The sequence below is a fragment of the Cellulomonas sp. plas2 genome, from assembly GCF_057221735.1.
The window spans coordinates 3,268,911-3,290,075 of record NZ_CM170155.1 but is presented as its reverse complement, the minus strand read 5'-3'; the positions used below and the strand labels follow the sequence as shown (position 1 = coordinate 3,290,075).

Sequence of the window (21,165 nt, the reverse complement as noted above, 5' to 3'; positions counted from 1 at the left end):
ACCGGCCGCCAGGTGAGGGCGCCCGGCCGCGGGACGTGACCGCGGGCGGGGGTCCGTCCGTCGCGGGCACCGACCGGCCGACCCAGGAACCCAGCGAAGGATCGATAGCCCCATGGCCAAGATCATTGCCTTCAACGAGGAGGCCCGTCGCGGCATCGAGCGGGGTCTGAACACCCTGGCCGACACCGTGAAGGTCACCCTCGGCCCGAAGGGCCGCAACGTCGTGCTCGACAAGAAGTGGGGCGCGCCGACGATCACCAACGACGGCGTCTCCATCGCCAAGGAGATCGACCTCGAGGACCCGTACGAGAAGATCGGTGCGGAGCTCGTCAAGGAGGTCGCCAAGAAGACGGACGACGTCGCGGGTGACGGCACCACCACCGCCACCGTGCTCGCCCAGGCGCTCGTGCGCGAGGGGCTGCGTAACGTCGCGGCCGGCGCCAACCCCATCGCCCTGAAGAAGGGCATCGAGAAGGCCGTCGAGGCCGTCACGACGCAGCTCCTGGCGCAGGCCAAGGAGGTCGAGACGAAGGAGGAGATCGCCGCCACGGCCGCCATCTCCGCCGGCGACCAGGCGATCGGCGACCTCATCGCCGAGGCCCTCGACAAGGTGGGCAAGGAGGGCGTCATCACGGTCGAGGAGTCCAACGCCCTCGGCCTGGAGCTCGAGCTCACGGAGGGCATGCGCTTCGACAAGGGCTTCCTGTCGGCGTACTTCGTGACCGACCCGGAGCGCCAGGAGGCGGTCCTCGAGGACGCGTACGTCCTGCTCGTCGAGTCCAAGATCTCGAACGTCAAGGACCTGCTGCCGCTGCTGGAGAAGGTCATCCAGGCCGGCAAGCCGCTGTTCATCGTCGCCGAGGACGTCGAGGGCGAGGCCCTGGCCACGCTCGTCGTCAACAAGATCCGCGGCACCTTCAAGTCCGTGTCCGTCAAGGCCCCGGGCTTCGGCGACCGCCGCAAGGCGATGCTGCAGGACATGGCCATCCTCACGGGCGGCCAGGTCGTCTCCGAGACCGTCGGCCTCAAGCTCGACACGGTGGGCCTCGAGGTCCTCGGCACGGCGCGCAAGATCGTCGTGACGAAGGACGAGACGACGATCGTCGAGGGTGCGGGCGACGCGGCGCAGATCGCCGGCCGCGTCAACCAGATCCGTGCCGAGATCGAGAACTCCGACTCGGACTACGACCGCGAGAAGCTGCAGGAGCGCCTCGCCAAGCTCGCCGGCGGCGTGGCCGTCATCAAGGCGGGTGCGGCCACCGAGGTGGAGCTCAAGGAGCGCAAGCACCGCATCGAGGACGCCGTCCGCAACGCGAAGGCCGCCGTCGAGGAGGGCATCGTCGCCGGTGGTGGCGTGGCCCTCATCCAGGCCGGCAAGCTCGCGTTCGAGAAGCTCGAGCTCGAGGGTGACGAGGCCACCGGTGCCGCGATCGTCAAGCTCGGCATCGAGGCGCCGCTCAAGCAGATCGCGATCAACGCCGGGCTCGAGGGCGGCGTCGTGGCGGAGAAGGTCCGCAACCTGCCGACCGGCCACGGCCTCAACGCCGCGACCAACGAGTACGAGGACCTGCTGGCCGCGGGCGTCAACGACCCGGTCAAGGTCACGCGCTCCGCGCTGCAGAACGCGGCCTCGATCGCCGCGCTCTTCCTCACCACCGAGGCCGTCGTGGCCGACAAGCCGGAGAAGGCCGCCCCGGCCGCGCCCGGCGGTGGCGAGGACTTCGGCGGCGGCTTCTGAGCCGACCGGTCCCCGCGGTGACGGGCGCCGGTGGCGGCGCCTGACACCAGCACGACCAGCACGACGGGCCGTCCACCTCCGGGTGGGCGGCCCGTCGTCGTCGGTGGTGGGATGAGGAGGCGGCACCGGTCGGGGGGCGTGGGTCGACGAGCGCGGGACGACGGGCGGGGAGGCCATGGGCGACGGCAGCCGAGCTCCCAGCGGCGGCCCTGTCGGGCGGGCGCTGCGGAGCACCGTGGGACGCGAGAGCACCACCTTCGGCTTCTCGATCCTGGTGACCGTGACGTTCGGCCTGCTGCAGGCCGAGGAGGGCTCGCCGGACACCATCCGGATCGTGCTGTACGCCGTGGGGGCGTCCCTGTCCTTCACGGTGCTCGAGGCCGTGCTCTCCCGCGGCTTCCGGACCGCCATGCCGCAGCACCGCACGCGCGTCCTGGCGCTCGGGACGAGCATGAACGTCCTGTCGGTGCTCGGCGGTCTCGGTGCGGCCTGGCTGCTCGCCCGCGCGACGTCGCACGTCACGGTGTGGCTGGTTGCGCCGTTCGTGGCGGGCATCGTCTACCTGGTGCTCGAGAGCCTGGAGACGGCCTGGGGCGAGCGGGTGGCGCGGGCGCGGGGCGACGACGACGCGACGGAGGTGGAGGGCTAGCGCCCCGACCCGGGACGCTCGAGCGGCCGGCGGTCACGCGCCGGCACGCGCAGGCCGGAGGCCCGCAGGCGCCGCACGAGCTCGCGCGTCCCGACCGGCAGGGCTCCCAACCCGACGAGCTCGTCCCAGCGCTCGGCGGGGACGTCGTAGTGGTCGCGGTCGAAGGCCCGCCGCGGCAGCCCGGCGCGCTCCGCGAAGGCGTGCAGCTCCGCCAGCGACGCGTCGCTGACGACGTGCGACCAGAGCGTGCCGTGCCGCGGCCACAGCGGCGGGTCGACGAGCACGCTCATCCCGGCAGCGTAGGCAGGTCGCCCGCCCGCCGGCGCGCCGATCAGCGGGTGTGCCGGCGCCGCGGTCGGCGGGCGGGTCGACCCGGCCGGCGGACTCGTCAGCCCGCGAAGAGGCGCGCGGCGTAGGCGTCCGCGTCGCCGTAGGTGCGGGCGGCGCTGCCCAGCGCCGCCTCGATCCGTGCCAGGCTGTCCTGCAGCGCCGCGTGCGCCCCGGCCCAGGTGGTGACGGCCTCGGCGCAGGCGGCGGCCGCGGCCCCGCGCCACGACCCCTCCAGCGTCGCCAGCTCCCGCCGCAGCGCCTCGGCCTGCGCGCGCAACCCCTCCGTGATCCCCGCGACCCGCGCCGCCGACGCCGCCAGCGCCTCGCTGTCCACCTCGTACCGGCTCATGCCGTGCTCCGTCCCCTCGTCCGTCGCACGGCCGGGCGGCCGCGCACCGCCGGACGCTAGGCGGGCAGGGCTGCCGTCGGTCGGGACGCCGGGGAACGGGTGTGCGCCGGGCGCCCGGCGCGGGCTGGGGACGGCTCAGGCCTGCGCGGGCTGCGCGAGGAGCGCGTCGAGCTCCTTGCGCAGGCGCTGCTCCTCGGCGGCGAGGTTCTGCCGCGCGGGCTCCTCCCACCCGGCGCCGAGCGGGCTCGCGAACAGGCGCGGCCGCTCGAGCAGCTTGTGCACGATGCGCAGGCGGGCGCGCAGGAAGTCCTCCGTGGGCACGTGGGCGTACTCCGCCCGCAGCGCCTGCACGTACGTCTTGTACCGCTGCGGCTCGGCGGCGAGCATCGCCAGGTCTGCGTCGCACAGCACCGAGCAGTCGACGTCGGCGGGGTCGGGCGCGTGCCGCCACAGCGTCGCCACGAGGTCGTGGACGCGCTGCGCCCGCTTCTCGGGCACGCCGAGCGCGAGCAGCTCCTGCTGCGCCAGCAGCGCGCTGGCGTGCTCGTCCTCGCCGCCGCGGCGCTGCGCGTCGCGCTTCCAGCCCGCGTCGAAGACGGCGCCGTGGTACCAGGCGGCCAGGCGCACGAGGTCGGGCTCGTGCGTCTCCTCCGCCAGCTCGTCGACCCGCATGAGCACGTCGGCCAGGTGGCGCAGGTTGTGGAAGGTGCGCTCCGGGTCGGACCAGCGGGCCAGGAGCTCCTCGCCCCGGCGGCGGACCTCCTCGACCGGGGCGGTGGCTCCGGCCTCCTGGGTGCTGCGGACGAAGGCGGTCAGCAGCCAGGCGGGTGCGTCGTGGACGCCCATGGTGGAGCAACCTCTGCAGGACGGCGGTCGATCTTCGGACGTGCCATCGTAGCCTCAGCCGGCCGCCTCGCCGGGGGGAGGCGTGGGCAGGACCACCCGGACGGTCGTGCCGCCGCCGGGCGTCGGCTGCAGGCCGACCGTGCCACCGTGCGCCTCGACGATCGCGGCGACGATGGCCATCCCGAGCCCCGCCCCGCCCGACGCCCGGCCGCGGGAGGCGTCGACGCGGTAGAACCGCTCGAAGACGCGGGCCGCGTGCTCGGGCGGGATGCCCGGCCCGTGGTCGCGCACCTCGAGCACCCCGGCCCCGGGGAGCGCCGGGTCGGTGCCCACGGCGAGCTCGACCGGGACGCCGGCCGGCGTGTGCTGCACGACGTTCCCGACGAGGTTGGCCAGCACCTGGCGCAGCCGCACCTCGTCGCCCAGCACCACGCAGGGGCCCGACGGGGCGCCCTCCGGCAGCGCGAGGATGCGCACCGGCCGGGCGGGGTCGAGGGCGTGCAGGTCCGCGAGCGCGTCCGCGGCCAGCACCGTGAGGTCCACGGGCGCGCGCGCCAGCTCACGCTGCTCGTCGAGCCGGGCGAGCGACAGCAGGTCCTCCACCAGCGTGCCCATCCGCGTGGCCGACCCCTCGATGCGGCGCATCGTGTCCTCGAGCTGCTCGGGCCGCGTGATGGCGCCCATCCGGTACAGCTCGCCGTAGCCGCGGATCGCGGCCAGCGGGGTGCGCAGCTCGTGGGAGGCGTCGGCGACGAACCGCCGCATCCGGGCCTCGGAGGCCGTCCGGGCGTCGAAGGCGCGCTCGATCTGGCCGAGCATGCCGTTCAGCGCGCCGCCGAGCCGCCCCACCTCGGTGCCCGGGGGCGCGGTCGGCACGCGGCGGGACAGGTCACCCGCGGCGATGGCGGCGGCGGTCGCCTCGATGTCGCGCAGGGGCCGCAGCGACCGCTGGACGGCCCAGCCCCCGACGAGCGCGCCCAGCACGACGATCGACACGCCGCTGAGCAGCACCGCCAGCAGCATCGTGTCGGCCGTCGCCTTGGCCTCCCCGAGCGGCAGGGCGACGACGACCGTGCCGACGTCCGCCCCGCCGGAGACGACGGGGTAGGCCACCGCGCGCCACGTCGACCCGGCGTGGTCCGAGCGGATGGTGAAGGGCTCGCCCGCGCGGGCGGTCGCCTGCTCGGCCGTCAGCGTCGGCAGGTCCGGCGTGCCGTACTCCTCCGCCGACGAGGAGCGGAAGTAGACCGGCAGGTACCCGGGCACCGACACCCACACGCAGTAGTCCGTCGGCAGGCCCGTGCTGCCCCCGATACCCGACGAGCTCGCCACGGCGTTGCGCCAGGCCGTCTCGGCCAGCCGGCCGCCCTCGGACTGCAGCTTGTCGTCGACCTGCCCCGCCAGCGTGCGCGCCAGCAGGAAGGAGCTCACGGCACCGGCCAACGACAGGCCGACCAGCAGCAGGACGACGACGAGCGCCACGAGCCGCACGCGCAGCGGGACCTCGTCCCAGCGCGCGCGCAGCCGGGGGAGGACCTGCGTCACGGCTGCTCGCGCAGCAGGTACCCGACCCCGCGCCGGGTGTGGATGAGCGGCGGGAGCCGGTGGCCGGCGGGGTCGGTCACCTGGTCGATCTTGCGGCGCAGGTAGGAGATGTAGGACTCGACGATGTTGGCGTCCCCGCCCCAGTCGTACTGCCAGACGTGGTCGAGGATCTGCGCCTTGGAGAGCACGCGGCCCGGGTTGAGCATGAGGTACCGCAGCAGCTTGAACTCCGTCGGCGACAGCTCGACGGGCACGCCCGCGCGGCGCACCTCGTGCGAGTCGTCGTCGAGCTCGAGGTCCGCGTAGCGCAGGACGTCCTGGCCCTCGTCGCCCCCGGGGCGCGTGCGGCGCAGGATGGCGCGGATGCGGGCCACGACCTCCTCGAGGCTGAACGGCTTGGTGACGTAGTCGTCGCCGCCCACCGTCAGGCCCTGCACCTTGTCCGCCGTGTCGTCGCGGGCCGTGAGGAACAGGACGGGGACGTGCTGGCCCTTCTCCCGCATGCGCCGGGTGACGGTGAAGCCGTCCATGTCGGGCAGCATGACGTCGAGGACGACGAGGTCCGGCTCGGTCTCGCGCGCCAGGCGCAGCGCGGCGCCGCCGTCGGCCGCCGCGTGCACCTCGAAGCCGGCGAACCGCAGCGACGTCGCCAGCAGCTCGCGGATGTTGGGCTCGTCGTCCACGACGAGGAGACGGGCCTCGGACGGGGCGGCGCTGGTGCTCATGCCCCCAGTGTGCGAGGGGTGTCTGGGAGCCGCCTGGGAGCAGCCTGCGGACGCGCCGCCCGTGCGGGCGGCGCGTCCGCGTCCCTCAGTACTGGGCGCTCAGTACTGCTCGATCTGCGCCGGCTGGGCCGACGGGCCCGCGCCGAGCTGGCCCTGCTTGAGCGCGGCGAGCCGGGCCTCGATCTCGATCTGCTCCGAGGACGTCTCGAGCTCGGCGAACTGCGCGTCCAGCGACGACGCGGCGACCTCGGACTGGCCGAGCGCGAGGGCCTCCTCGCGGCGGACCTTGTCCTCGAAGCGCGCCAGCTCGCTCGTCGGGTCCAGGACGTTGATGGAGGAGATGGCCGTCTGGACGGTCTGCTGGGCCTGGGCGGAGCGCTGCCGGGCGACGAGGGTGTCGCGACGGGTCTTGAGCTGGCCCAGCTTGTCCTTCATCGTGGCCAGGCCGGTCTTGAGCTTGTCCACCGTCTCGCGCTGCGCGGCGATGACGGGCTCGGCCTCGCGGGCCTCGCTCTCGGCGGTGATCTGCTTGCCGAGGGCCACCTTGGCGAGGTTGTCGAACTTGTCGGCGTTGCCGGCGTCGCCCTGAGCGCGGTACTGGTCGGCACGCTGTGAGGCGGCGAGGGCCTTCTGGCCCCACTCGCGCGAGGCCCGCACGTCCTCGGCGTGGTCCTGCTCCGCCAGGCGCAGGTTGCCGATCGTCTGTGCGACCGCCTTCTCGGCCTCCGCGATGGAGTTCGTGAAGTCCCGCACGAGCTGGTCGAGCATCTTCTGCGGGTCCTCGGCCTGGTCGATCAGCGCGTTGATGTTGGCGCGCCCGAGCTGGGCGATGCGCCCGAAGATGCTCTGCTTCTCGGTCATCCCTGCGTCTCCTCCTCGTGCCGTGCGCCCGCGGTCGCGGGTCGCCCGTCGTCGCCGGTCGGTGCCGGCCCGTGCCAGGTGGTGCGTGGTCGTGCCTCGTGGTGCCCGTGCCGGCCGGCGCCGCCGGGTGCTGCCTCATGCTGCGGGCCGCGGGGTCAGAAGCCTCCGCCGACGCCCCCGTCGCCGAAGCCGCCCCCGCCGTCGAATCCGCCGCCGTCGCCGCCGCCCCAGCCGCCCCCGCCTCCGAACCCGCCGCCCCCGCGCAGGATCGAGTCGAGCAGGATGCCGCCGAGGACCATGCCGCCGACGCCGCCGAAGCCCCCGCCACCGCCGTAGCCGCGCCCGCGGCCGCGGGGCCGGCCGTAGCCGCCGTAGCCGCCGCCGTACCCACCACCCATCGCCATCTCGTCCTCGCGCTCCTCCGCGCGGCGCACGTCCTCCTGGGCGAGCGTGGCCGCCTGGTGCACCCGCTCCTCCGCGGCGCGCGCGGCCGACAGGGCGGCGGCGGGGTCCGTGTCCAGGCCGTCCGCGGCGCGCCGGCGCAGGCGCTGGGCCTCCGCGAGGCGGGTGCGCGCCTCGGGCCCGACGACCCCACGGCGGGTCTGCACGTAGTCGCCGACGCCCTGCAGCGCGGCGTCGAGCCGGGTGAGCGTCTCGACGGCCTGCGCCCGGGCGCGGGCGGACGTCTCGCGCGCCTCCCGCCGGGGCGCCAGCGCCTCGTCGAGCGCGGCCTCCGCGTCGGTCAGGCCCTGGAGGGCGGCGATGGGGTCGCCCGACCCGCGCCGCGCGGCCTCCGCGACCTCCACCGCGGCGCGCGCGTCGGCGGCGCGGGCGCCGACCGCGGTGTCGCGCGGACCGGCGAGGCGCTCGGCGTCGGCCAGGTCCGCGCGGATGCTCGCGATGCCCGCCTCGAGGCGCGAGCCGGCCGCGGCGAGGTCGGCGCCCGCCCGGTCGACGGCGTCGAGCAGCGTGGTGACCTGGTCGAGGGCCTCCTCGGCGGCCTGCGCGTACGCCACCGCGGCGGCCCGGTCCTCGCGGGCGACGGCCTCCCGCCCGGAGGCGATCGTCGTCGCCGTCTCGTCGAGCAGCAGGCGCGCCTGGTCCGGGTTGTGCGCCACGGACGCCAGCGCGGTGGCGGGGTGGCGGGCGGACAGGGCCGCCAGGGTCGCGCGGGCCGGGTCGACCCGGCCGTGCAGGGCCCGCACCGTCCGCTCGTGCGCGTCCAGCGCGTCGCCGACGCGGGACTGCACGTCCCGGAGCCGGTCGAAGCCCTCCTTCTGCGCGTCGAGGTCCGCCGCGACGCCGCGGCAGGTCCGCAGGATGGCCAGCGCCCGGCTGCGGACCTCCTCGGGGGTGTCCGGGATGTCGTCGTCCAGCGTCTGCCGCAGGCGGAACGCCTCGGTCACCCGCTCCTTGGCGCGCGCCAGAGTCGTCTCGAACTCCCGCGTCGCGTCGGGGCCGAACTGCGCCTGCGCGAACCCGAGCTCCTGCTCGGAGGTCCGCAGCGCGTCGTCGATCCGGACCAGCGCCGACGACGAGCGCGCGTCGAGGTCCTCCGTCGGCAGGGCGTCCAGCCCGTCGCCGCCCGGGGCGGCCGCAGGGGCCGGCGGCGCACCCGTGCCCGCGCCGGCACCTGCGTCGGCACCCGCGCCGGCACCCGCGCCGGCCCTGCGGCGCGAGCCCAGCCGGGTCACCGCGTAGATCCCGCCGATGACGACGAGGCCGCCGACCAGCAGCCCGCCGAAGCCGAGCCCACCGCCCCCGGCGATGTCCCCCTGCGCCGCCTCGTCGAGCCGCGTGGCGGCGGTGATGACCGCGGCGTCCCAGTCCTCGACCGACAGCTGGTCCTCGACCTGGGCCTGCACGACGTCGATCTCGGCCCGCTCGATCTCGCCCGCCGGCTCCTGCGGGGCCAGCGCGTACCGCCGGGTTTCCGTCGCGACGACGAGCAGGAGGTCGTCCTCGCCCAGGGTCGACAGCGCGGCCGTCTCCTGCGCCCACGCGACGGGGTCGGCCCCGCCGAAGTCGTCGACGAACACGGCGTAGAGCTGGTACGGCGTGTCCGCCGCGAGCTGGTCCAGGGCGTCCTGCACGGCGGCGGGGTCGGCGACCACGCCCGCCTCGTCGGTGAGGTCGGCCGAGACGGCGACCGGGTCCGCGGCCGGCAGGGCGGCGGGCGCAGGCGCCGCCGTCGCGGCCCCCGCCGGTCCGAGCAGCGCGAGCGCGAGCGCGCTCGTCGTCAGGAGGAGGAACGGGCGGGACGTGCGACGACGGGCGGGTGACACGGGTCGATCCTTTCTCAGACCGGGCACCCGCACAACGGAAAGGGACGGCGCCCGGTTCCGCCGGGAGCGGACGCGAGCGCGAGCCGTCGCGCGCGCTCGACCACCCGAAGGGGTGACGTGGGTCACACCGGAGCGCTACGGTCCGCTCAGGGCCGAGCGGGCGGGGGCGGGCGACATGGGTGTCGGCACGGGTCACGGGGTCCCCGGGGTGGCGGGCGGGCGCACGCGCAGGGGCGGGGCGACGGGCGGCCGGTGGCGCGACGGGGGACCCCGGCGACGCCCGGCGCTCGCCCGGCCGGCTCCGGTCCTCGTCGGCGGGGTCGTCGCCGCCTTCGTCGCGACGCTCGCGCTGACGACCGGCGCCCCGGGCGCGGTCGCGGCCGACCCCCCGGCCGGCCTCCGCTTCGACGCGACGACCCCGCTGCCCGGGACGGGCCGCGTCGGCGAGCCCTACCGCGTGGACCTGGACGCCGCCGGCGCCGCCGACGAGCGCTTCGCGGTGACGGCGGGCTCCCTGCCCGCGGGCCTCGTCCTCGATGCGGCGACCGGCGTGGTCTCGGGCGTGCCGAGGGCCGCGGGGGCCCGGACGGTCACGGTCACGGCCACGTCGGCGGCGGCGGCCGCCTCGGCCGACCTGCGCGTCACGCTGCGCGTGGCGGACGCGGGCCGCGCCCCGGGCGGCGTGGAGCCGGCGGCGGGCCGGATCGGCGGCGGGGCGTCCGTCCTCGTCGACGTCCCCGGCGCCCGCTTCATGCAGGTGTCCCTCGGCGTCGGCACCGGGTACGGCCTCACGGAGGACGGCACGCTGTGGTCCTGGGGGGACGGCAGCCGCGGCGAGCGGGGCGCCGGCGGCACCTGGCGGTTCGGCGACGAGTACCCCTACAACGACATCGTCTCCTCCGAGGGGGTCACGACGACGCCCGGCGTGGTGCCGCTCGCGCTGCCCCCGGGCGTCACGCCGGTCGAGGTGCAGGGCAGCACGGGAGCCGCCCGCGCCGTGGCCACGGACGGCTCCGTCTGGGTCTGGGGCTGGAACGACAGCGGTGCCCTCGTGCCCGACGGCGACCTCATCCTCTTCCGGCCCGTGCGGGTCGACCTGCCGGGCCTGGCGGCCGGCGTGCGGGCGGTGGAGGTCGACGGCGGTCGCACCTCGTCCGTCGTCCGCACGTCCGACGGCGGCCTGTGGACGTGGGGCTACGGCTACGCCGGGGAGACGGGTGTCCCCGGCGACGGCAGGCGGCCCGTCCCGGCACCGCTGCCGCTGCCGGGCGGGGTGCGGGTCACGCAGGTCGCGACGACGGAGGACCGCACGGCCGTCCGCGCCGCGGACGGGTCGGTCTGGGCGTGGGGCGGCAGCACCCCGCTCCTGGCCCCGGACGGGACCGTGCTGGACCTGTCCCGCGGGCCCGTGCGCGTGCCGCTGCCCGTGGCCGCGGCCGAGGTCGACCTCCCCCTCGGGTACCGCGACGCCCCGCTGCTCGTCGTGCGCGGCACGGACGGCGCGGTGTGGTCGCTCGGCAGCGCACCGGCGGTCCGGACCGTGCCGGCCCTGCCGCCCGGGGTCGCGCTGACCGCCACCGAGGTGCTCGGCACCGGGGAGGTGCTCGCGCTCTCCTCGGACGGCGCCGTGCGTCGGTGGCGGCCGGGTGGCGACGTGGCGGCCGCGACGCCGGCCCCGGTCCCGCTGCCGGCCGGAGTGGCCGCGGGCGCCGTCGCGGCCGGGTTCGACACCGTGCTCGTCCGCACGCCGGCGGGGGAGGCGTGGGGCTGGGGCGGCAACCGGTCGGGCGCGCTCGGGGACGGGACGACGACGGACCGCGCGACGCCCGTGCGCACCCGGGTACCCGTGGTGCCGGCGGCGGTGGAGCTCGGCGGCGTGCCGGCGACCGGGGTGCGCCCGGTCGACGTCGCGCGCGCCGTCGCCGTGACGCCGGAGCACGCCGCCGGGACGGTCGACGTGGTGCTGCGGACGACCCTGGCCGACGGCTCCCCGGGCCCGGTGACCCGGCACGCGGGCGCGTACACCTACCGCGGGACGAACCCCGTCTGGACCTCGGGGCAGCCGTCGCTGGTCACGGTCGGGACGCCCTACGCCTGGGTGCCGGCGGTGACCGCGACCGGTGCGCCCGCCTTCGCCGTCGTGGCGGGCGCGCTGCCGCCGGGCCTGGTCCTCGACGCGCGGACCGGCGCGGTCACGGGCACCGCCACCGCCGCGGGCACCAGCACCGCGACGGTGCGCGTCGTCGACGACTGGGGCTCGGCCACCACGACCTGGACGTTCACGGCCGGCGACGTCCCGCGGATCACCTCCGTGCCCGCGTCGGGCACGGTCGGCACGGCCTACCGGCACGCGCTGACGACGAGCGGCCAGGGCGCGACGACGTTCGCGCTGGTCGCCGGGGCCCTGCCGCCCGGCCTGCGGCTGGACACGGCCGCGCGGACGGTGGCGGGGACGCCGACGGGCGCCGGCACGTGGGCGTACACGCTGCGGGTCACCTCGCCGTTCGGCTCCTCGGAGGCCTCCTTCTCGGTCGTCGTCGTGGCCGCCGGGGCCGCTGCCCCGGGGGTGTCGCCCCGCAGCGGCCCGCCGACGGGCGGCACCCGGGTCACGGTCGACGTCCCGGGCGGCGCCTGGCGCACGGTCGTCGCCGGCCCGGACCACACCCTCGCGCTCGCGGGCGACGGCACCGTCTACGCCTGGGGCGACAACCAGTACTGCCAGCTCGGCGACGGCGGCGTCTGGGTGCCGGGCGACGAGCGGTTCGAGATCGGCGCGTGCTCCACGCCCTCGCGGGACGTGCCGCGTCCCGTGCGGCTGGCCCTGCCCGCCGGTGTCCGCGTGACCGCCCTCGAGGCCGGTCCCTACGGGTCGGTGGCGCTCGCGTCGGACGGGACGGTGTGGCGGTGGGGCCTGACCGGCGCGGAACCCGGCTTCGGCACGTCCGTGCTGGACGTCGACGCCGTGCCGACGGCCGTGCCGCTGCCGGGAGGTCGGCGGGCGACGGGGATCAGCGCGGGCTACACCTGGGTGGCGGTGGCCGCGGGCGACGGCAGCCTCTGGGCGTGGGGCACCCAGACGCGGTCCCGGCTGGGGTCGGTCGTCGAGTCCGCCACCGTCCGGACGCCCGTCCGGCTGGCGCTCGCCCTGCCCACCGGTGTGCGCATCCGCGACGTGACGGCCGGCACGGACGCCGGCGCGGTCGTCGCCACGGACGGGTCCGTGTGGACCTGGGGCGCCGACGACGTCGGGCAGCTCGGCGACGGCGGCGACGCCGGGGACCAGCCTGTCCCCGTGCGGGTGCGGCCAGCGCTGGCGGCGGGTGTGCGGGCGCTCGCGGTGGAGGCGGGCGACGGCTACACCCTCCTCGTCGCGTCGGACGGGTCCGTGTGGGGCTGGGGGCGCGACGACGGCCGGCTCGGCCGGGACGAGGTGCTGGGGGACAGCACCGTGCCGGTCCGGTCCGCCCTGGACCTGCCCGACGGCGTCGGCGTCCGGGTGATCGCGCTGACGACCCCCGTCCCCGGCGGGCGGACGTCCGTGCGGGCCCTCGGCACCGACGGGGTGCTGTGGGCCTGGGGCACGGCCCGACCCGCGCCGATCCGCGAGGTCGTGCCGCCCCGGCTGACGTGGGTCACCGTGGGCGGGCGCGGTGACGGCACGGAGGCCACGGGCGTGACGGCCGACGGGGTCCGCTGGGACTGGCCGCCGGACGGGCCGCCGGAGGGGGCGATCGGCGGCCCCGTCGAGTTCTCCACCCCGGTCCGGGCCGCGCAGCCCGTCACGGTGACCGGCGTCGTCCTGGGGACGGTGGCGGCTACCGGGCTGACCGCGGCGGGCCCCGCACGGGTGTCCGTGCTGACGCCCGCGCTGCCGGCCGGCACGGTGGACGTCCGGGTGACCACCGCCTACGCCGACGGCACCCCGGGCCCGACGAGCCGGTCGCTGCGGGCCTTCACCGTCACCGCCCCCTGACGCAGTCCTCGGCTCGCGTCCTCTGCTCGCGTCCTGCGCTCGCCCTCCGGCTCCCGCGGCGTCGGGCCTGCGGGCCCGGCGCTGAGACGTGCGCCGCGGTTTCACCCGTCCGGGTGTGCTTCTCACCCGCTCGGTCCCTCCCGCTCACCCGTGGGGGCTGCGAGCCTCTCCCCGGTGCCGCAGCGGGGGCCGCGGCCGGGCCGAGGGAGGCGCCGTGCGCGAGGACGGGACGACCACAGCGACGGGCGCGCGGGGCGCGCCGCGCACGGCACGGACCGGTGCGGCTTCGCACCGGCGACGGCGTGCCCTCGTCGGCCCGCTGACCGCGACGGCGCTCGCCGCGGGCCTCCTCGTGACGGGCGCGGGCGCCGCGGGTGCCGCCGCCCCGGCCGCTGCCACGACCGCGGCTGCCGCCACCGCGGCCTCAGCCGCCAGCACCGCCGCCGCCACCGCCGCCGCCACCGCACCCGTCACCGTCACGTCGCAGGCGCCGACGACGGGCACGGTCGGCGTGCCGTACCGCTACGTCCTGGCCGCGAGCGGCACGGGCCCCACGCGCTGGGCCGTCGTCTCGGGCTCCCTGCCGGCCGGCCTCGTGCTCGACCCGTCGGGCGTGCTGTCCGGCACCCCGACGACGGCCGGCACCGCGACGGTCGTCCTGCGGGCCACGAACGCCTCCGGCAGCGCGACCACCGGTTACTCGGTGCCGGTCCGGGCCGCCGCGGGGGCACCCGCGGCGGTGACGCCCTCGTCGGGCCCGGCGGCCGGCGGGACGACCCTGCGGGTGCCGGTGCCGGGTGCCGCGTGGACGCAGGTGCAGGTGGGCGGCGACGCCGTCCTCGGGCTGGCCGACGACGGCTCCGTGTGGACGTGGGGGGCGCGCTGGTCGGGCCTCGGCACGGGGACGAGCGCGTCGACCGTGCCCGTGCGGGTCCCCCTGCCGCTGCCCGCCGGGGTGCGGGTGACGGCCGTGGCCGCCGGCGCCAACCTCAGCCTCGCCGCCGCCTCCGACGGGTCGGTGTGGGTGTGGGGGTACGGCTCGGCCGGCGACGGCCAGGCCCCGCGCGAGCTCGGCGTGCCGACGCGGGCCGGGCTGACGCTGCCGGCCGGGGTGCGGGTCGCCGGGCTCGACGCCGGGCCGTACCACGTGGTCGTCGTCACCACGGACGGCGCGGTGTGGACCTGGGGCGAGAACGCGCTCGGCCAGCTCGGCGACGGCACGGCCACCGCGCGGACGCGTCCCGTGCGCGTCGCCCTGCCCGCGGGCGTCCGGGCGGCGGCGGTGGACGTCGGCACGAACACGACGTTCGTGCTCGGCGCGGACGGCGCCGTCGTCGGCTGGGGCGTGAACGTCGCGGGGGCCCTGGGCGACGGGACCGGCGTCGACCGCCGCTCACCGGTGCGCGTCCCGGTGCCCGTGGCGGCCGGCGCGCGCGTCGTCGCGGTCGCGGCCGGGGCGGGGTACGGCCACGCCCTGTCCTCCGACGGGTCCGCCTACGGCTGGGGCTACAACGTGGCCGGCCAGGTGGGCGACGGCTCGCGGACCGACCGGCTCGCGCCCGTGCGGGTCGCGCTGCCGGCCGGCGTGCGGCTGACCCGGCTCGGCGCCGGGTTCGACCACGCGCTGGGCGTGGACGCCGGTGGGGGCGTGTGGTGGTGGGGACGGATCGACTGCCGGTACGACGGCGGGGACTTCTGCGGCTCCGACGACGAGGGCGGCACGAGCAACCTCGTGCCCGTCCGGCAGCCCGTCGCGCTGACCCCCGGTGCGGCCGCCGTCGCGGTGGACGGCGGGCTGCACCTGTCCCTCGTCGTCGGGGCGGACGGGTCGCTGTCGGGCTGGGGCGCCAACGGTGCCGGCCAGCTCGCGGACGGCACGACGACCTCGCGCGACGAGGCCGTCGCCGCCCGCAGCCCGCTGACGGTCGTCGGGGTGAAGGTCGGGTACACCTACGGCACCGCGCTGACGCGCCTCGCGCCGGCGCTGGTCTCCGTCGTGTCCCCGCCGCGCGCCCCCGGCGTCGTCGACGTCACCGTGCGCACGGTCCAGCCGGACGGCACGCCGGGCCCGTGGACGCGCCTGTCGGGGGCCTGGACCTACACGCGCTGACCGGTCGACCCCTGCTCGAGGTCCTCCGCGTCGACGATCGTGTAGGCGTACCCCTGCTCGGCCAGGAACCGCTGCCGGTGCGCCGCGAAGTCCTGGTCCACCGTGTCGCGCGCGACGACCGTGTAGAAGTGCGCGGTCCGCCCGTCGGCCTTCGGCCGCATGATGCGCCCGAGCCGCTGGGCCTCCTCCTGCCGGGACCCGAAGGACCCCGAGACCTGGATCGCGACGGCCGCCTCCGGCAGGTCGATGGAGAAGTTCGCCACCTTCGAGACCACCAGCGTCGAGATCTCGCCCGTGCGGAAGGCGTCGAAGAGCCGCTGGCGCTCGCGGACGGGCGTCTCCCCGGTGATGAGGTCCGCCCCCAGGTGCTCCGACAGCTCGTGCAGCTGGTCGAGGTACTGGCCGATGACGAGCGTCGGCTCGCCCCGGTGGCGCGCCACGAGACTCTCGACGACGCGGTTCTTGCCCGGCGCGGTCGCCGCGAGGCGGTAGCGCTCCTCCGGCTCGGCCGTCGCGTAGGTCATGCGGGCGGTGTCCGGCAGCGTGAGCCGCACCTCGACGCACTCGGCGGGCGCGACGTACCCCTGCGCCTCGATGTCCTTCCACGGCGCGTCGAACCGCTTGGGCCCGATGAGGCTGAAGACCTCGTCCTCGCGCCCGTCCTCGCGCACGAGCGTGGCCGTCAGGCCGAGGCGTCGTCGGGCCTGCAGGTCCGCCGTCATGCGGAACACGGGGGCGGGCAGCAGGTGCACCTCGTCGTAGACGACGAGGCCCCAGTCGCGCGCGTCGAGCAGCTCCAGGTGCGGGTACATGCCCTTCCGCTTGAGCGTGAGGACCTGGTACGTCGCGATGGTGACCGGCCGGATCTCCTTGCGGGCGCCGGAGTACTCCCCGATCTCGTCCTCGGTCAGCGAGGTCCGCCTGATCAGCTCGTCGCGCCACTGCCGGGCGCTGACGGTGTTGGTCACGAGGATGAGCGTCGTCGTCGAGGACCGCGCCATCGCCCCTGCGCCGACGATCGTCTTGCCGGCGCCGCAGGGCAGCACCACGACGCCCGACCCGCCGTGGAAGAAGCTGTCGACCGCCTGCTCCTGGTACGGCCGCATCGTCCAGCCGTCCTGCGCGAGGGAGATGGCGTGCGCCTCCCCGTCGACGTACCCGGCGAGGTCCTCCGCCGGCCAGCCGAGCTTCACGAGCACCTGCTTGAGGTGGCCGCGCTGGGAGGGGTGCACGACGACGTCCGTGGCGTCGATCCGCTCGCCCAGCAGGCCGGAGGTCCGCTTCGAGCGCAGCACCTCGGCCAGGACGGCGGGGTCCAGCGCGTGCAGCACGAGCCCGTGCACGGGGTGCGCGACGAGCTGCAGCCGGCCGTAGCGCGACATCGTCTCCGCCACGTCGACGAGCAGCGCGTGCGGCACGGGGTAGCGCGAGTACTCCAGCAGCGTGTCGACCACCTGCTCGGCGTCGTGCCCGGCGGCGCGCGCGTTCCACAGACCGAGCGGGGTCAGCCGGTACGTGTGCACGTGCTCCGGCGCGCGCTCGAGCTCGGCGAACGGCGCGATGGCGCGGCGGCACGCCGCCGCCTGCTCGTGGTCGACCTCGAGCAGGAGGGTCTTGTCGCTCTGGACGATGAGGGGGCCGTCAGGCACGCGGGGCTCCAGCGGTGGGAGGGAGTAGCGGTGGGAGGGAGTGGGGGACGGGCGGGCGGGAAGGCAGACCGGGACGGGCGGGTCACGGGGCGTCGGGCGGGTCGACCGGGCGGACGCCGGCGATGTGGTGCACCGCGATGGTCAGCTCCGCCGCACGGGCCGGGTCGACGGCGCGCAGCCGGCCCGCGTCCACCCGCAGGGGCCGCAGCACCCGCTCCTGCAGCCGCCCGTCGGGCCCGACGAGCTCGACGCGCACGGCGGTCCGGTCGGCCGCCGCCTGCCGCAGGACCAGCAACGCCGACGCCGGGTCGGCTGTTCCCCCCGCGCCGGCGGCACCTGAGGCCCCGCCGCTGACGTCGCCCTTCCCGTCGCGCCCGGCCCGCGGCGACGTGCCCCGGACGGCCCCCGCCGCGCGCTCGACGACGCGCGCGACCGCGTCGCCCGGGCGGTCGGGGCCGCCGTCGCCCGTGGGGACCCCCGCCTGCGGGCCGGTCCCGGCCGTGGCCCCGGCGGCCTCCAGCGCACGCTCGTGCTCGTCCGCCGCCCGCAGGCGGGCGACGAGCGCCTCCACGCGCGCGGGCGGGGCGGGCGGCGGCGGCACGGACGCCCGGGGACCACGGCCACGGGCGCGCCGCGTGGCCGGGCCGGCGTGCACGACCTGCCCGTCGGGCCCCTCGGCGACCGGCGCCCGGCCCGCCGCCCGCAGCGCCGCCAGGAGCTCGCCGGCCGTGGCCCGGGCGCCGAGCACGGTCGGGGCCAGCCGGAACAGCCCCAGGGACGCGAGGCGCGGGTCCTCGACGAGCCCGGCCAGCACCGCGGGGTCGTCGGAGCGCAGGTAGCCGTCCGCCGTGCCGGCTCGCAGGCGCCCGTGCTGGCGGGCCACGTCGCGCACGAGGTACTCCAGCGGCTGCGGCACGCGCCCGCCGGGGACGTGCCGGGCCAGCGCGGCCAGCACGTCGTCGGCGGTGCGGCCGGCGTCGAGCCCTTCGCGCACGCTCCCGGCGGTGAACCGCACGGCGAGGGCCCCGCCGCGCGACTCGACGACCGACACCGCCTCCAGCAGGTCGGCCAGCTCGTCGGCCGGCCGGCCGGGCACGACGCCGGTGAGGTCGGCCTGCAGCAGCAGCACGTCGACGGGCTCGGGCAGGGCGGCCGCCAGCGCGGCGGCGACCGGGTCCTCGTCGCCGGGCGTCACGGGTCCCGTCCGGACCACCTCCGCGAGCAGCGCGCGCCCCGGCGCCCCGAGCGCGCCCGCGCCGAGGACGCCCAGCAGCGCCGCCTCGGCCAGCACCGCGCGGACGGCCGGCTCGGGCGGCACCGACCGGGGGGCGCGGTGCCGCAGCGCGGCGAGGACCCCCTCCGGCGGGGCGACGACCGCGGGCGGCAGCGCCGCGAGCGCGACGAGCACCTCCCGGCGCAGGCGGGGCGCCCACGTGCGCTGCACCGTCGGGTCGAGGGCGGCGCGCGGGCTGCCGTGCTCGTCGCGCGTGCCCACGAGCCAGGGCGCCCGCACGGTCCCCACCCACGCGCGGACGAGGGCGGACCACCGCTGCGGCAGGTCGCCCGCCGCCCAGGTGTCCGAGGACGCCGTCGGCAGGAACGCGGGCAGCTCCTCGCCGTCGTCCGCGACGAGCCCCGCCGCCCCCGCGACCTCGACGAGCACGGCCACCTCGTCCTCCGCCGCGTCCAGCGCCGCCGCGGTCCGCCGCAGGTCCCGCACGCCGAGCCCGCCACCCCGCAGCACCCGGGGCGGTGTGCGCTCCCACAGCCGCAGCAGGGCCTCGACGAGGCGCACGGCCCGCTCGGCCGCGGCCGCCGACTCCGTCGCGACGCCGGCGTCGGTGAGCCCCGGGGCGGGGGCGCCGGGCGCGGGCGGCAGGGCCGGCGCGGCGTGCGTCCGCCCGCCGCGCAGCGCCAGCGCGACCCCGCGCGGCAGGACGACGTGCGACCCCGTGCCGGGGGCGAGCAGGCCCGCGCGCAGGAGGGCCGCGACGGCCGCGGCGGCCGGCGTCCGGGGCGCGGGGGCGACCCCGACCGGGGGGCCCCAGACGAGCGCGTCGAGCAGCGCCGCGGCGCCCGTCGGCGCCTGGGCCAGCAGCGCCGCGACGGCGCCGGCGGGGTCGTCGTCCCCCGGGGCGGTGCCGGCCGGGTCGGGGACGGTCGCGGGCGCGAGGCCGGCGGGGTAGGGGCCGAGCGCGTCGGCCAGGCCGGGCGCGGCGCGCAGGACGCGGTCGACGCCCGGGGCGCCGCCCCCGGCGTCCTCACCCCCGGGTCCCTCCAGCACCAGCGCGCGCTCGAGCGCCGCCCCCACCGCGGCGTCGACCGCCGCCCGCGCGACGTCGTCGTCGGCCCCGAGGGCGTCGTGCAGCCGGGCGCGGGTCGGCGGCGTGCCGGCGCCGTCGAGCACGACCACGGACTCGAGCACCTGCAGCGTCGTGGCGTCGAGCTCGGCCAGCGCCCGGTCGGTGCTCGTCCGGCCCGTGGCGCGCACCGCGAGGCTCGCGAGGGTCACGGGGGACGGGCTGGCCAGGTCCGGCCGGGCGCGCAGGAGCGCCGCGAGCGCGCTGTCGTCCCGCGCCCGCAGGTCGTCCAGGAACGTGGCCATCCGCACCACCCTACGAGGGCCGCGCGCCGCACGCCCCGGCGGCGCTTCCTTCAAGCCTCGCCCCCCGCTGCCGAAGGGAGGGGGGTGGCGCGCGTGCGCCGCGGGACGCAGGGACGGGCCGGACGGGGGCGCGCATGGAGCTCGACGTCGCCGCGCTGCCCGTCGGCAGCCAGGTGGTCTGCGTGGCGCGGCAGGCGATCTACGACGCCCGCCGCCGGGTGCGCGCGCAGGAGCTGCTCTTCCGCCCCGACCCGCGTGCCGTCGTCGCCGGCGAGGGCGCGGCCTTCGACGACGACGTGGCGACCGCGCGCGTCATCTCCGCCGTGACGACGGAGTTCGACCCGCGCGACCTGGCCGGCGACGTGCCGCTGTTCGTCAACCTGCCCCGCCGCTTCCTCACCCTGGAGCTGCCCGTCCCGCTCGACCCGGCCCAGGTGGTGCTGGAGGTGCTCGAGCGCGTGGAGCCCGACGAGGCCGTGGTGCGGGGGATCGAGGCGCTGCGGGCGGTGGGCTTCCGCATCGCCATCGACGACGTCGTGCCCGGCGACCGCCGGGCGGGGCTGCTGCCGCTGGCGGACTTCGCGAAGGTGGACCTGCGCGACGTGCCGCCGGGCGGGCTGCCCGCGATGGTCGACTGGCTGCGGGCGGGGGCAGGACGGCCCGTCGAGCTCGTCGCCGAGCGGATCGAGGCCGAGCAGGACCTGGCCGACGCCGTCGCGGCGGGCTTCGACCTCTTCCAGGGCTACCACCTGCGGCGCCCGTCCGTCGTCGCCCGCACCTCGCTGCACCACAGCGCGACGACCGCGCTGCGCCTGCTGGCCCAGCTCGCGGACCCGCGCGTGTCCTTCCCGCAGATCACCGAGCTCGTCTCGGCCGACCCGGCGCTGGCGCTCAAGGCGCTGCGCGCGTGCAACTCGGTCGCGGGGGCCCGGCACGGCGTGCGCACGCTGCACCAGGCGCTCGTCATGCTCGGGCGCGAGCGGCTGAGCGCCATGCTCGTCCTCGAGCTCGTGGGGTCCAGCGGCCACGCCGACGACGACCTCGCGGTGCGGTGCCTGGCGCGCACGGCGGCCGCGGAGCTGCTGGCCCCGGAGGACCCGCGTGCCGCGGCGACGGAGCAGGTGGTCCGCCTCGTCTCGGAGCTGCTGGGGGAGGACCGCACGGTCGTCGAGGGCTGGTTCGCCTGGTCGGCCCCGGAGGCGGACGTCACGGCGGCCTGCGACGCGCTCGACGCCTACCTGCGCGCCGAGGAGGCCGACGAGGTGCCGGACATCGCGCCGCCGCACACGGCCCTGCGCGTCTCGACCGCCTACCTGGCCGGCGTGCGGCGTGCCCGCAGCGTGCTCGGCGCGCTCGGGGACTGACGGCGGAGGGTAACCTCAGGGGTCGGTCGGTGACCGGCGCGACGGCGCGCGCCCGCGGGGCGGGTGCGCGGGCGGGTGCTCGGGCGGGTGCTCGGGCGGGTGCCCTGCCGGCGCGAGGAGATCTGCGGACGCAGGA

At 77.6% G+C, this 21,165-nt stretch carries 14 protein-coding genes; 5 read left to right on the top strand and 9 right to left on the bottom strand.

The features are described from left to right. Nucleotides 1–112 precede the first annotated feature (112 nt). Nucleotides 113–1,738, top strand: coding sequence for a chaperonin GroEL (gene groL, locus AC2TDM_RS14650; RefSeq protein ID WP_090031044.1), 1,626 nt, complete (start codon nucleotides 113–115; stop codon nucleotides 1,736–1,738). Between the two features lie 235 nt (nucleotides 1,739–1,973). Further along, nucleotides 1,974–2,387: a hypothetical protein gene (locus tag AC2TDM_RS14645; RefSeq protein WP_090031043.1), complete on the top strand. Its 414-nt coding sequence runs from the start codon at nucleotides 1,974–1,976 to the stop codon at nucleotides 2,385–2,387. Here the strand turns inward: AC2TDM_RS14645 and AC2TDM_RS14640 are convergent. The 7 genes from AC2TDM_RS14640 to AC2TDM_RS14610 form a co-directional block, all read right to left on the bottom strand. Beyond that, nucleotides 2,384–2,677, bottom strand: coding sequence for a DUF4031 domain-containing protein (locus AC2TDM_RS14640; RefSeq protein ID WP_090031042.1), 294 nt, complete (start codon nucleotides 2,675–2,677; stop codon nucleotides 2,384–2,386). The genes AC2TDM_RS14645 and AC2TDM_RS14640 overlap by 4 nt on opposite strands. Before the next feature lie 98 nt (nucleotides 2,678–2,775). Continuing rightward, a complete protein-coding gene (locus AC2TDM_RS14635; protein WP_090031041.1) occupies nucleotides 2,776–3,066 on the bottom strand; it encodes a WXG100 family type VII secretion target in 291 nt (96 codons plus the stop codon). A 135-nt stretch (nucleotides 3,067–3,201) separates the two neighbouring features. Continuing rightward, entirely contained in the window at nucleotides 3,202–3,912 is a 711-nt protein-coding gene (locus AC2TDM_RS14630) for an HD domain-containing protein (RefSeq protein ID WP_090031040.1), read from the bottom strand. Nucleotides 3,913–3,966: 54 nt separating this feature from the next. Beyond that, complete coding sequence (locus AC2TDM_RS14625) at nucleotides 3,967–5,457, bottom strand: sensor histidine kinase (protein ID WP_090031039.1); 1,491 nt, start codon at nucleotides 5,455–5,457, stop codon at nucleotides 3,967–3,969. After that, nucleotides 5,454–6,182 carry a response regulator transcription factor gene (locus AC2TDM_RS14620; RefSeq protein ID WP_090031038.1) on the bottom strand — a complete coding sequence of 243 codons (729 nt, stop codon included), beginning with the start codon at nucleotides 6,180–6,182 and terminating at the stop codon, nucleotides 5,454–5,456. The genes AC2TDM_RS14625 and AC2TDM_RS14620 overlap by 4 nt, the downstream gene beginning before the upstream one ends. 99 nt (nucleotides 6,183–6,281) lie before the next feature. After that, nucleotides 6,282–7,043 carry a PspA/IM30 family protein gene (locus AC2TDM_RS14615; RefSeq protein ID WP_090031037.1) on the bottom strand — a complete coding sequence of 254 codons (762 nt, stop codon included), beginning with the start codon at nucleotides 7,041–7,043 and terminating at the stop codon, nucleotides 6,282–6,284. Between the two features lie 155 nt (nucleotides 7,044–7,198). After that, nucleotides 7,199–9,328 (bottom strand): TPM domain-containing protein, encoded by a 2,130-nt coding sequence (locus tag AC2TDM_RS14610; protein WP_484635123.1) that lies wholly within the window; start codon nucleotides 9,326–9,328, stop codon nucleotides 7,199–7,201. A 175-nt stretch (nucleotides 9,329–9,503) separates the two neighbouring features. On the opposite strand from AC2TDM_RS14610, the gene AC2TDM_RS14605 reads away from it, so the two are divergent. Both AC2TDM_RS14605 and AC2TDM_RS14600 read left to right on the top strand, forming a co-directional pair. Beyond that, nucleotides 9,504–13,301, top strand: a complete 3,798-nt coding sequence (locus tag AC2TDM_RS14605) for an RCC1 domain-containing protein (protein WP_484635122.1) — start codon at nucleotides 9,504–9,506, stop codon at nucleotides 13,299–13,301. 214 nt (nucleotides 13,302–13,515) lie between these two features. Further along, nucleotides 13,516–15,411 (top strand): RCC1 domain-containing protein, encoded by a 1,896-nt coding sequence (locus AC2TDM_RS14600; protein WP_484635121.1) that lies wholly within the window; start codon nucleotides 13,516–13,518, stop codon nucleotides 15,409–15,411. On the opposite strand, the gene AC2TDM_RS14595 is transcribed toward AC2TDM_RS14600, so the two are convergent. Further along, nucleotides 15,399–17,060: a DNA repair helicase XPB gene (locus AC2TDM_RS14595; RefSeq protein ID WP_484635120.1), complete on the bottom strand. Its 1,662-nt coding sequence runs from the start codon at nucleotides 17,058–17,060 to the stop codon at nucleotides 15,399–15,401. The two genes, AC2TDM_RS14600 and AC2TDM_RS14595, sit on opposite strands and share 13 nt — an antisense overlap. A gap of 82 nt (nucleotides 17,061–17,142) precedes the next feature. Next, nucleotides 17,143–19,665 carry a helicase-associated domain-containing protein gene (locus tag AC2TDM_RS14590; RefSeq protein ID WP_484635119.1) on the bottom strand — a complete coding sequence of 841 codons (2,523 nt, stop codon included), beginning with the start codon at nucleotides 19,663–19,665 and terminating at the stop codon, nucleotides 17,143–17,145. Between the two features lie 134 nt (nucleotides 19,666–19,799). Here AC2TDM_RS14590 and AC2TDM_RS14585 point away from each other — a divergent pair, with 134 nt between their 5' ends. Beyond that, nucleotides 19,800–21,029 carry an EAL and HDOD domain-containing protein gene (locus AC2TDM_RS14585; RefSeq protein WP_484635118.1) on the top strand — a complete coding sequence of 410 codons (1,230 nt, stop codon included), beginning with the start codon at nucleotides 19,800–19,802 and terminating at the stop codon, nucleotides 21,027–21,029. The last annotated feature ends 136 nt before the right edge of the window (nucleotides 21,030–21,165 follow it).